Annotated in this window: 8 protein-coding genes; 3 read left to right on the forward strand and 5 right to left on the reverse strand. The window is 50.8% G+C overall.

Annotated features, from left to right (window positions below; translation table 11 throughout):
• Positions 1-132 precede the first annotated feature (132 nt).
• Positions 133-2,259: a beta-galactosidase gene (locus tag KSX58_RS01640; RefSeq protein WP_117801118.1), complete on the forward strand. Its 2,127-nt coding sequence runs from the start codon at positions 133-135 to the stop codon at positions 2,257-2,259.
• Between the two features lie 35 nt (positions 2,260-2,294).
• Here the strand turns inward: KSX58_RS01640 and KSX58_RS01645 are convergent, their stop codons facing one another.
• Complete coding sequence (locus KSX58_RS01645; protein WP_046999777.1) at positions 2,295-2,921, reverse strand: TetR/AcrR family transcriptional regulator; 627 nt, start codon at positions 2,919-2,921, stop codon at positions 2,295-2,297.
• Between the two features lie 379 nt (positions 2,922-3,300).
• Between KSX58_RS01645 and KSX58_RS01650 the strand changes: the two genes are divergently transcribed.
• Positions 3,301-4,626: an MFS transporter gene (locus KSX58_RS01650; protein ID WP_003811111.1), complete on the forward strand. Its 1,326-nt coding sequence runs from the start codon at positions 3,301-3,303 to the stop codon at positions 4,624-4,626.
• A 137-nt stretch (positions 4,627-4,763) separates the two neighbouring features.
• Complete coding sequence (locus tag KSX58_RS01655; protein WP_070122857.1) at positions 4,764-6,110, forward strand: glycoside hydrolase family 30 beta sandwich domain-containing protein; 1,347 nt, start codon at positions 4,764-4,766, stop codon at positions 6,108-6,110.
• Positions 6,111-6,780: 670 nt separating this feature from the next.
• Here KSX58_RS01655 and KSX58_RS01660 read toward each other — a convergent pair.
• The 4 genes from KSX58_RS01660 to KSX58_RS10575 are packed head-to-tail and all read right to left on the reverse strand — an operon-like array spanning position 6,781 to position 12,960.
• On the reverse strand, positions 6,781-7,494 hold the full coding sequence (locus KSX58_RS01660) for a 4'-phosphopantetheinyl transferase (protein ID WP_117501644.1): 714 nt from the start codon (positions 7,492-7,494) through the stop codon (positions 6,781-6,783).
• Between the two features lie 11 nt (positions 7,495-7,505).
• Positions 7,506-8,828, reverse strand: a complete 1,323-nt coding sequence (locus KSX58_RS01665; RefSeq protein WP_223895210.1) for an MFS transporter — start codon at positions 8,826-8,828, stop codon at positions 7,506-7,508.
• Positions 8,829-8,855: 27 nt separating this feature from the next.
• A complete protein-coding gene (locus KSX58_RS01670; RefSeq protein ID WP_217736226.1) occupies positions 8,856-10,043 on the reverse strand; it encodes an acetyl-CoA carboxylase biotin carboxylase subunit family protein in 1,188 nt (395 codons plus the stop codon).
• 1 nt (position 10,044) lies between these two features.
• A complete protein-coding gene (locus tag KSX58_RS10575) occupies positions 10,045-12,960 on the reverse strand; it encodes a non-ribosomal peptide synthetase (protein WP_337927068.1) in 2,916 nt (971 codons plus the stop codon).
• Positions 12,961-13,049: the final 89 nt, after the last annotated feature.

Genomic DNA, 13,049 nt, shown 5'->3' on the forward strand with positions numbered 1-13,049 from the left:
CATATATCTAATGGTTGTTAGTTAAGAAACGCCTGAAAATCTGCGGTACTTGACGATTTGTTTCGGAAGATATATAGTTCCTATATCTAATGACTGTTAGATATAAAAGTCAACGAGGACGATGGAGGATTCATGGGCCGTTACGAGGCAGACCACATTCTGTTCGGCGCCGCATATTACGACGAATATCTCATGATGAAGGGCATTGACCGCATCGATGAGGACATGGCGATGATGAAGGCTGCGGGACTGAACGTCATCCGCATCGCCGAATCCACATGGAGCACCTGCGAACCGCAACCGGGCGTATTCGACTTCACCTACGTGGACCGCGCGCTCGACGCAGCCAACCGCGCCGGCATCGACGTCATCGTCGGCACGCCGACCTACGCGGTGCCCAGCTGGCTCGTCAAACTCGACCCGAGCGTGCTCGCGGTCACCCCGAGCGGCCAAGGCAAGTATGGCGCGCGCCAGATCATGGACATCGTCAACGCCACCTACCGCTTCTACGGCGAACGCGTGATCCGCAAGCTCATCTCCCACGTCGCCGACCATCCGGCCGTCATCGGCTACCAGGTGGACAACGAGACGAAATACTACGATTCCGTCTCCGATGACATGCAGCGCCTGTTCGTCAAGTACCTGCGCGAGAAGTTCCACGGCGATCTGGACGAGCTCAACCACCACTTCGGCCTCGACTACTGGTCCAACCGCATCGACTCCTGGGAGGACTTCCCGGACGTGACCGCCACCATCAACGAGTCCCTGGGCGGCGAATTCGACAAGTTCCGCCGCGACCAGGTGCGCGCCTTCCTGCAGTGGCAGGCCGACATCGTGCGCGAATACGCGCATGACGACCAGTTCATCACCCACAACTTCGACTTCGAATGGCGCGGATACTCCTACGGCGTGCAGCCGGCCGTCGACCACTTCAAGGCCTCGACCGCCGTGGACATCACCGGCGTGGACATCTACCACCCGACTGAGGACGATTTGACCGGCAAGGAGATCGCCTTCGGCGGCGACATGACCCGCTCCACCAAAAACGGCAGGAACTACCTGGTGCTCGAAACGGAGGCCCAGGGCCAGCACGGCTGGGTGCCGTTCCCGGGCCAGCTGCGCCTGCAGGCCTACTCCCACCTCGCCTCCGGCGCCGACATGGTGGAATATTGGCACTGGCACTCCATCCACAATTCCTTTGAAACATATTGGAAAGGCCTGCTGAGCCACGACCTCGAACCGAATCCCACCTACCGCGAGGCGGGCGTGTTCGGCCGCGAGATCGCCAAACCGGAAGTGGGGGAGCGGCTCGTCCACCTGAAGAAGCACAACAAGGTGGCCATCATGGTCAGCAACGAATCGCTGACCGCGCTCGACTGGTTCCTCATCGAGGCCGGCTTCCCATTCGGCGGCACCCTCAAGTACAACGACGTGGTGCGCAACATCTACGACGCGCTGTTCGAACTCAACGTGGAATGCGATTTCATCCCGTCCGACGCGCCGGCCGAACGCCTGGCCAAATACGAGATGATCGTGACCCCGGCACTGTACTGCACTCCGCAGGAAACAACCGACCGTCTGCGCGAATTCGTCTCCAGCGGCGGCCACCTTGTCTCCACCATGCGCTCCTTCGTAACCGACGACGAGGTGACCGTATGGCACGACCGCGCGCCGCACAACCTCACCGACGTGTTCGGCATGACCTACAACCAATTCACCCGCCCGAACGGCCACGTATCCGTGGAATTCGCCGGAACGCTCGCCAAAACCCCGGCAAGCGACGCGCAGGCGCTCATCGAACTGGTCACCCCATTCGACGGCACCGACGTGCTCGCCAGCTACGGCCACTACGCGTGGAAGGATTACGCCGCGGTGACCCGACATGGCTTCGGCAAGGGCGACGCCGAATGGATCGCCACCCTGCTCGGCGCCGACACCATCCGCGCCGTCCTGCGCGAAGCCGTGGAACACGCGGGCATCGCCGATGCCGGCACCGCGCTCGCCGGACAGGTGACGGTGCGCCGCGGAACGAACGCCCGCGGCGAGCAGGTGACGTATCTGCTCAACTACTCCGCCGACGAGGTCACCATCGACAGCCCGGTGTCGGGCGATGTGGTGGTCGCTCCGGTGGTGGTGGGCACCGACGGCACCGTCGATGAATCCGCCACCGCGGCGATCGCCCTGAAAGAGGGCTCGAAGGTCGAGGTGGGCGACAGGCTGACGATCGGCCGCTGGAATGTGGTCGTCATCACCGGCTGAGCCGCAAAGCGGTGGCGGTGCGTCGGCCCACTGGGTCAGGGGATGAGCAGGTCGATGATGGCCTTCCATTCCCCGATGAAGTCGACGTCATGCGATCCGTTGAGCCAGCGCAGCTGCAGACCCTCCATCGCGGACAGGACCTGCAGCGCGGTGCGCTCCGGATCGGCGACGCCGTCGCGCTTGGCCGCGAACGTGTATTCCTTCAGCAGATTGATTTCGCGCTGTTCGAAATACTCGTGCACGGGATGGTCCTTGCTCAGCGCCTCGCTTTCCAGCAAGGTGTAGAGCCGGACCATCTCCGGACGGTCGGCGTTGGTCTCCACGGTTCCCGTGGAAATGGCCTTCAGCCCCAGATCGCAGTGGTACGCGATGCCGTCGTCAAGGACTTCGCCGGTCACGCCCTGCACGCCAAGATGCTCGGCGATGGCGATCTGATTGGTCCGATCGGCGTATTTGAGGGTTTCCTCAAGCAGTTGTTCTTTGGATTTGAAGTAGTAAAGGAGGCCGGCTTCGGTGATGTTCTGAGCCTGGGCCACATCGCGTATGGTGAAGCCCCAGAAACCGAACTGGGAGATGAATGAGACCGTGGTTTCGAGAATCGCCTTCCTGCGATCCTCGGCGCTCATTCGCTTTCTGGGTTTGTTTTCGGTGCGGCGACGCATATGCTCTCCTTCATCTGGTGCTTACTAAGGTACAAGAAGGGGGAGAAGAAGACGATGGGAACCCTTGGAACACGCCGGATTATCGCAGACAAACGATTTGTTATATGATTTAACTAAGCAGTTACTAGGTAATAAAAACCGGTGACTGTGAAGCTGAATGGAACAGTGTCCGACCGGTTTTGCAAACGCTTTGAGACGGCGATGACATGACGTCGACTTGTGCCTTTGCGAAAGATGGTTTACACTGAAAACACGTTAGTTACCACATGGTAGTTAACAGATGGGGCGAGGCCGCCCCACCACCACATACACCGCTAAGGTGCGGAATCGCACACAACATAAGTTCACTACTGAAGCATGATTCGAAGGAGAGAGTTTCATGAGTGAAGCAATCGCCAGCAAGGCGGAGCGCCTTGCCGCTTACAACGCCAACATCGCCGCGGCGGAAAAGGATCCGTCACTGTCCCCGGAAACCGGCAAGCCGCTGTCCAAGATGAACGCCGCACGTTTCGGCGCAGGCTTCCTGGTATTCGGAGTGCTGTGGATGTCCGGTCTGGGCATCGTTTCCGCAGTGCTGCTGCCCATGCACTACAAGACCATCCCGGGCGTCAACGCCGATGCGTTGGTCGGCATCGTCAACGCGTTCACCGCGGTCGCATCCCTGGTCGCCAACCTGATGTTCGGCAACTTCTCCGATCGCTCCCGTTCCCGCTTCGGCCGCCGTACCCCGTGGATCCTCTTCGGAGCCGTGCTCGGTGGCGTCACCCTGTTCCTGACCGGCACCACGCATAACGCCGTGCTGCTGACCATCTTCTACTGCGCCTGCATGTTCGGTCTGAACTGCATGATCGCGCCGATGGTCGCCATCCTGTCCGACCGCGTGCCTTCCAAGATCCGTGGCACCATGTCCGCCTTCTACGGCGCCGGCTCCACCATCGGCGCTCCGATCGGCACCATGCTCGGCGCATTGTTCATCGAAAACCTGATTCCGGGCTTCGCCGTCGCCGGCGTGCTCATGTTCCTCGGTGGCGTGGTCGCCGTGATCATCATCCCGAAGGAGCAGTCCGCAGACTTCCTGCCGAAGGACGAAGGCTCCGCCAAGGACATCCTCTCCTCCTTCCGCCCGCCGAAGTTCTCCACCGCGCATGACTTCTACAAGGCGTTCGCCGGCCGCTTCTGCATGCTCATGGCCTACCAGATGATCAACGTCTACCAGCTGTACATCATCCAGAACTACATCGGCCAGTCCGTCAAGGAATCCGCCGTCACCGTGTCCGTCGTGTCCATGATCATGATGGTCATGTCCCTGGTCGGCTCCTTCATCTCCGGCCCGGTCTCCGATCTCATCGGCCGCCGCAAGGTCCCGGTCGTCGTCGCTTCCGTGCTCTTCGCCGTCGGCATCGCCATGCCGTGGATCTTCAAGTCCACCATGGGCATGTACCTGTTCGCCGGCATCGCAGGCCTCGGCTACGCCGTCTACTCCGCCGTCGACCAGGCGCTGCTGGTGGACGTGCTACCGAACAAGGAAGAGGCCGGCAAGGATCTGGGCATCCTGAACATGGCCACCACCCTCGGCCAGATGTGCGGCCCGGTCGTCATGTCCGCCATCGTGGTCAACCTCGGCTACAACTTCGCGTTCCCGACGTCCATCGCATTGGCCATCATCGGCTGCTTCTTCATCATGGCCATCAAGAAGGTCAAGTAAGGCAGCTGCTGTAAACCGGGGGAGACGGTCGTGCCATAGGCCGTCTCCCCTCCGCGGGGTCGAATCGTCCCGCCTCTCCCATCCATACTAACCATCAACGCATATCCGAATTATCAACGACGATACCAAGGAACATCATGACCACCTGGATTGCAACGACGCAAGACAACAAGCTTGCCGACCGAACCTCCGACATCGAATCCACCAACGCCACCACCGCGGCCGACCTGCAGCTCGACGGCAACGAATACCAGGCCCTGCGCGGCTTCGGCGGCTGCTTCAACGAACTCGGCTGGCTGCCGCTGCAGAACGTCAGCGAAGCCGAACGCGACCAGATCATCAAGGAGCTGTTCAGCCCCGACGAGATGAACTTCACCTTCAACCGCGCCCCCGTCGGCGCCAATGACTTCGCCGACCACTGGTACAGCTACGACGAGGTCGACGGCGACTACGGGATGGAGCATTTCTCCGTCGAACACGACGAGCAGACCCTGATCCCGTACATCCACCGCGCACAGGAATGGCAGCCGAACATGCAGCTGTTCTCCAGTCCGTGGAGCCCGCCGACGTGGATGAAGCGCCCGAAGGCCTACAATTACGGCCGTCTCGTGCAGACCCCGGAGAACCTGAAGGCCTACGCCAAGTACTTCGTCAAGTACATCCAGGCCTATGCCGAGCACGGCATCACCGTGAACCAGCTGCACGTGCAGAACGAGGTGTTCGCCGACCAGAAGTTCCCGAGCGCCCTGTGGGATTCCGAAGCGCTCAAGGTGTTCATCCGCGACTACCTCGGACCGGCGTTCGACGAGGCCGGACTCGACACCGACATCTGGCTGGGCACCCTCAACGGCCCGGAGGACATGGCCTGGACCGGCGGCGGCTATGGCATGACGCTCAACAACTACAACCGCTTCGTCGACAACATCCTCTTCGACGACGGCGCGCGCAAGTACATCAAGGGCATCGCCTACCAGTGGGCCGGCCAGAACTGCATCGCCCGCACGCACGAATCATGGCCGGAGATCGAACTGATCCAGTCGGAGTCCGAATGCGGCACCGGCGACAACAGCTGGGAGTACGCGGAGTACATCTTCCACCTGATCAACCACTACTTCCGCAACGGCGCCACCGCATACACCTACTGGAACATGATCCTCGACGACCAGGATTCCACATGGGGCTGGTGGCAGAACTCCCTGTTCACCATCACCGCCGACAAGCACGAAGTGCGCCGCAATCCGGAATACTACGTGATGCGCCACTTCTCGCACTACGTCAGGCCCGGCGCGAAGGTGCTCGGCACCACCGGCCACTTCAACTCGATGGCCATCGCCTTCCGCAACCCGGACGGCACGGTGGTGGTCGTGGCGCAGAACGCCCTCGACGAGGAGCGCCCGTTCGAATTCGCCGATCCCGATGCCGCCGAACGCGGCTTCAAGGTAACGCTTGCTCCGCGATCGTTCAACACCTTCGTGCTGGACTGAGCCGGAGTGATACGGCGTCGGCTCGCGCGTAATGCCGGTTTTTCCCTTTTTCCCGGCGATATGCCGATCGCCGGCGCCCTGCCATGAGATGCGCTTCCTGCCCTGTCAGCAGCGTCTCATTGTGTAGGATTGGCTCATCCGCATTACGGGGTGGGTGGAGCCTGTTGCTCTCCCGCGCGATAGTCTCAGGGAAATATGAGCAAAGAAGAGCGGATACCGAAAACGTGTTCGCAAGGTACCGGAGGAGCGGTGCGAGGAAGTGCTTGCCCTGCGGTCGAACATTACCGGCGTCGCGAGGAGAGTGTTGTGAGAAGGCTCTGATGGCATGTGCTTTGCGACGCATCCAACAAACAATTGACATATCCAGCTAGTTGCTGTGTGGTGAGCGGATGTCGTCATGGACCCCTGAGTGACAAGCTTCGAGGAGTATGAAAACATCGATTCGTGGGTGCACAAGGCTATTAGGATTCCGATTGCATGTACTTGTTCATGGGCGGCGTGGGAGACATATATCAGGCTATGTTCCCATCACTTCAAAACTGCATAGAAAACGTCTGCAGCTTCTTATTCTTCATCGGCTGATAGTTGTAGATATGATGTCTAATATATTGCAATATATGCCTCACATTCCTTCTAATCCCATAGCATTACAATCTTGCTTCATCGAAGTTCATACTGTTTGAGAGTTGTTATGCATGCATGCTGTCGTTAGTATGAACTGTTTCCTGTGTTTTTTGTCTTGTATTATTCTCCATTCACCAATGACGGAAGGAATCGGGTCATTTACTGGTGTACCGTAAGAACTTCTAATTGATTTCATGCAAAATTTGTGAATAGGTAACAGAGAAATTTCTATGTCCGTAAAGGGTATAGCATTATTTCCGGCGTATGAGATTGCCTTGTATACTGCTTCTTTCGCAGAAAAGAGTAGTCTATCCCAAGCAACAGTAGGATCATTATTTTTTAGCTTACTGATAGTTGTAATTTCATTATCAAACAAAGAAAAATGTACAATTTCTATTGGTAAAAAATAATTTTCTTCGATGTCGATTCCTATAGATCGATAATAATTGGTGTAACCTATAGCTGCTCCCACACATCCTTCGCAATGCGATAGACTGCCGATTACTCCTTCCGGCCAAACAGGTTTTCCGTATATGTCAGAAGGAATTTCACTTCTTGTAATGTTGTACTCGCTAAATGCATATCGAGCGCAAGCCCGGGCGTCTAAAGACTGCTGATAGAAACGTTGGGTGTAGCCGTTCTTTCCTTCGACGGCTTCAAACTCATGCGATTTAGGAAGATTTTTTGCATAAGTATAAATGATAGTAATATTTTCTGTATGAATTATGTTGTAGAGATTTTCTATGTAAAATGAGCTCATTTTTTGAACATTTACCGTAATTTACGATGAGAGGTTTCAGGGCCAAAGAAGCCAACAATTACCATTGCAACTATAGCTAAAACACTAATGCTTGCATATATCAGACCTTCTTGTTTCTTTGCTAGGAGAAAAGCTACAAACAGTGGCATAAAAACATTTCCTGATTTTGCGGCAGCGTTTACTATGCCGACGCAGCGGAAACGGATTCGTGTTGGAAATAATTCTGGAACATAAACAGCTGTAACAGAGGCGGTGAGTACATACAAAAACAATACTAAAAAGAACCCTAATATTATCGCTGAAATTGTTGTTGATTGCTTTGCGTAAGCTATTCCTAGAATCGCTGTCATCAGAAAAGCTGATACAATCATCTTCTTCCGGCCTATCCTATCAAGTAGAAGTAGGCCTATTAAGCAGCCAAAAGGTGCTCCAAGCATCATTAAGCTACTTGTTAAAAGTGAACTCGATAAGCTGATTCCTTTTGAAACTAAGATTGTTGGTACCCAAGTTGTGAAAGCGTAGGAGCATACGTTTGTTGCGACTGCTGCTACAACACCTACAGTAAGCATAACGAATAAATTATGATGTTGATCGCGCTTCAGTAGCGCAGTCCCTTTTGATTTGTCGTTATTTCTATAATTTGTTATAGATGCACTGTTTAACTGTTCCACAATAAGAGCTGCTTCCTCATACCGTCCTTTGCTGATTAGCCATCTGGGTGATTCAGGAATGTCCTTACGAAAGAACCAAAGCACAATGGCCAATATGCCCACAACAAAGAAAACTACACGCCAAGAAGTGTTTGGGATTACCAGAGCTGATAGGAGAATTGATGTAGGTAATCCACAATTAGCAACAAGCGAGACTAGTCCGCACCACCTTCCACGTCTTGCCACGGGTGCAAACTCATTAATGAAAGTAAACCCAGTCACTATTTCTGAGCCAAGACCGATTCCTGCAAGGAACCTGCAGACTATCAGCATGTCCATATTAGGAGAAAAAGCACTGAGTACAGTAAATCCACCGAAAAGTAATAAGTTAACTTGATATGCTACTTTTCTTCCTTTGTAGTCTCCTATTAGACCAGCAATTAAAGAACCGATGAGTAGTCCTAAAAAGTTTGCTGAAAGTAGCATGCTATTTTCTTGAGCTGTCGACCATTTTGATGCAGTCAGGCTACTTGCTACCGCACTTCCCGTATAGACGCCAATGCTGGCTTCCAACATCCCTAGCGATACTAGTATCACTATTTTATGGAAGAGTCTAGATTCGATAGAATTGTCGATTCTAAATAACAGTTCGTCATTTATAGAACCTGTTGCAAAATTAGTCACGATCGTTCCTCTGTATAGAGGCAATTTTTAATCATCATATCGACTCTTTATAAGATAATTAGAACGTTGAATAATTTCAGATTCATTCTTGCCGGAAATAAGGAATTTCCTGTCGGAATCGACAGAATTGTGAGCGATACCTTTTTTCTTTCCCACAGATTCTAAAACTGCCCAATCCGGGATTTCCTTTTCCTTTGGCCAGTTCAATCCAGCGGTTTCCAGCAGTATGCCATATTGGGATAATCGTGTGATGTTGGTATCCGCATCGACAAGGCCAAGTTCCAGTAGGAAATTGGCCTTACTCTGATCCATGCCATAGGCGGCTGTCAGCTCTTGTTTGATGAGTCCGCCTCCTCTGCGTGCCGCCATTTCCCCGAATATGAAATCACCGGTTTCGTTCTTATAGAATTCGATATGCATCACATTGGGAATCGTCTGATCTTTGAAGGATTCAATGAGTTGCTTTGTCAGCCGGAGCAGTTCGGAATAGTCGGCGTCGTTCTCGTCTAACATTACGGAACCGGTGTTTTGTTTCTCGAAATCTAGTGGCGGGACAAGATATCGTGACGGTGAAATCAGGATCGAATCGGAATTGATATAGACTACATCCACATGGTAGACGGAACCGGAACAGTATTCTTCTAGATAATACTGGTTTGAATGTATGTTTTTGACAAATTCCGGCTTGGTGGCTAAGACAGACAGGTCGTCTTTCGAATGTAGTATCGTAATGCCCGCGGACCCTGCGCCCCAGCGAGGTTTGAGAACAACCGTCTTCCAACGGTCGAACGCCGAAATGATGTCTCCGAAGCTTTTGCAGGAGGTGTAGGGGATAACCTTTAATCCGGCATTAAGGGCCGTCTGCTTCATCGTGACCTTGTCTCGACAGCGCAGCGCCAGTTCATACTGCAAACCGGGAATGCCAAATAGACTTCTCGCCTCTGCAACCCTCAGTACATCTTCCTCTGAGCTGGAAATTATCCTGTCTGGTTTAAATTTCCTAACAATATCGAAGAATTCCGCGGTAGCGCTATCGGAGGAATAATCAGAAACTACGATTTCCTTGATGACGGAATTCGGCCAACTATGGTGTGCGGCCCGATCGTTCGAGGTGAAAACCATGACCTCTAAACGATTGAAACGTTCTTGGATTTCTTCAATCCATTTTGGATAATTTGAGAAAGATTTGGGTTGTTGCATCAGCAGTACTTTCATATTATTCCCTTTCTGGTGTATTTGCTAAAATATGAGATGTTAAAAGGAGATGATCCTTAAAAAATTCTAAAAATTGTCCTATCTTCTCCCTACTGAAATACGCGGTGTTGCATGAGACGCTAACTTTGGCCTCATCGTTAAAATATTGTGCCCTCACTTCAATTGGATAACCATATGAATATGGATACGTGCTTCCTCGGGTTAAGTTTGTTGAAAGTGGAGATACTTCGTTCTTATGGGAAGAGCGCGTTACGTTCAGAAAGAATGTGGGACAAGCTTCTGGATATACATGAGGGGAGTTTGCTCGGAATGAGTTCCAGGCGGTCTCTTGCTGTAACATTTCTTCATACTCCGCATTAAGGACGACCAACTCTTCATCGACTGAATTAAATCTGCCGTGTTGGTGGAAAAATGGAATCGAACTGCTAATCCAACCTGTCATTGAAGGAAGAACAGGACAGTCAACTTGTTCGCGCCCATTTCGAGTTACGTCGATAACAATGTTGTCAAGGTTGAGACATTCTGACGCTGCATTGGTCAACGCTGCTAAGGATATTTTATCTAATAAGCCATATTGTTCCCCATCTCTTTCCTGCAGCAAACGAATAGAGCGATCTCTAATATATAGTGGTGGCGAAACTGCGGGACTATTCCCATCGCTTTCGCGATACCAAGAAGCGGAGAGACTGTCATGTCTTTTAATATCGGGAAGTTTTTCTATCTTTTTTCTTCCTTTGTCGGAGTTATAAAAGTCCTCCAAGAACCCAGCATACTGCAGGAATCCGGGAATCTCTTCTACCGGTTCAAATATGCTGCTTCCAGTTCTTTTTGTTTCTGCCAATTCTTTTAATGCAGACTCGTATTCATGAACGGTCAATGCGTCGCATGCCCAGTGGTGGATAACCAGTACTAATAAATGAGTATCGTGGTTAGTGAAATAATGGAGCACGGCAATAGGGCCGTCCTCAATGTTTAAAATTGAAGCTGATGCTTCAAGAGTCTCATCAATCTTCGACTGGATATCATCAGTTGGACCAAGGTCAATAGTTTTAACCATAATAGGCTCATCAATCTTGATGAGATTCGGATGTTGCTCTCGACCTTTGAAGGATAACCCGTATGAGATTTCTGGGAACTTTTTTATCAGCATTTCAGTACAAACTTGCAGATTAATTATTTTGTTCATTTGAACGCTAACTGCAACACTTTCTACAAAGCTATGTGAAGTAGTTATGTTATGGCTCAGAAATCGTCTTTGAGATGGAAGGACTCTGAACTCCTTCCGACCGGGCGTACAGGTTTTAGGTATGCTAAATGCGTTATCTGTTTTAATAATGACTGTTTTCAGCTGATTTACGGTAGGATTTTGGTAAACATCTCGTACATTTAGAAATTGGCCTAAGCGACGCATCCTCGAAACGAACTGTACAACTTTGAGACTATTCAACCCATGGGCAAAAAGATTGTCATCGCCATCAATCTCTTCGTCCAATAAATTAGATAAAACCTGAGTCATTGTAGGTTTTTTCAATTCTCGTAACTGTGCAAGTTTATTATTGCAATTACGTATGCTCATTTTTTTCAAATAATTGTTTTTAAGTAAAATTCTATCAATCTTTCCGTTGCTGTTAATTGGCAGTTCGTCCAGCAGTAAAATATTTGAGGGAATTGCGTAGTTTGGCAGTACAAGATTTAAGCGATTTCTGAGGGCGTCGATACTATCAATCGGAGATTGGAGAGCGTTTTTAGGCAAGAAAGCTACAAGCCGGGTTTCGGAATCTGACTTAATCGCGCTCACGCAGGATTCATGACCACCCAAAAAAGCGTTTATATGGTTTTCGACTTCTTCTGTCTCAATTCTGTAGCCATGGATTTTTATCTGATTGTCAGCTCGCCCGATGAAGGATATCTCCCCAGCAGGTGTTAGTGATACGAGATCGCCTGTTCTATAACTTTGAAAGCCAGTAGAGTTATCGGTAAAAAATTTATTTTTTGTTAATTCGATATTATTTATATAACCAAATCCAACGCTAGGGCCCGCGACATATAGCTCCCCAGTACGCTCATTCTTTTTCTTTGTTTGCACCCAGACTTTGGTTCCGGGGAGTGGTTTGCCCAATGTGATTTCTTCACCTAGTTTTAGCTTTTTTGAAAGACAATAGATAGTGGTCTCGGTGGGGCCGTAAATATTCCATATTTGATTGGCTGTGCTCAAGTTTTTGAGTAGTAGATTTGGCACATTTTCGCCACCTAATATCAGAGTGGCGTCCGTTTGGGGTATCCAACCTCCCATTGTCATCATCGTAAACATAGTTGGTGTTCCGGTAAAACAATTAATCTGCCATTTTTTAGTAGTCTGTTCAAAATAATCTGGATTTTTGGGTATTGATTTGTCGGCGATACAAACAGTGCCGCCAGCTACAAGAGGTAGTAGCAGCTCGAAAATAGAGAAATCGAATGCGGGAGATGCTACGGCTAGTAATTTTGTACTATTGGACACATTAAAACGTTCAATACTGTTTTTAAGTACGTAATCCAATGAGGATGCGGTAATAACAACGCCTTTGGGAGTTCCTGTTGATCCTGAAGTAAAAATAAGATATCCACCACCTGAAGGTACAGGGTCTTTTTTAGGGCGGCTTCCATCGTTGAGCTGTGGGACTATTCGAAGAGTAGAGTCTTCGGTTAACTTCGCACTTGCGCTGATATGTGCTTGGTCGCAGACTACTTGTTTACGCTTTTCAGGCCATTCTTCTTCTAATGGGAGATAGAATGATCCTGACATTAAAATTCCCAGTAGAACGACCACTCGTTCTTTACATCTACCGACATCTACATTTATCACTGAGCCACAAAGATGCTGCTCTTCTATTTGTGTTGATATACGTTTGGCTTGTTCAACTAATTGTGCGAGTATGTAAAAGTTCCATTGCTATCCTTAACAGCCTCGCTATTGGGATGTTTAAGGGCATTTGTCAATATCTTCTCAAGTATGAATAATCTTTG

The sequence above is a fragment of the Bifidobacterium sp. MSK.17.10 genome (genome assembly GCF_019129655.1).
Taxonomy (GTDB): domain Bacteria; phylum Actinomycetota; class Actinomycetes; order Actinomycetales; family Bifidobacteriaceae; genus Bifidobacterium; species Bifidobacterium adolescentis.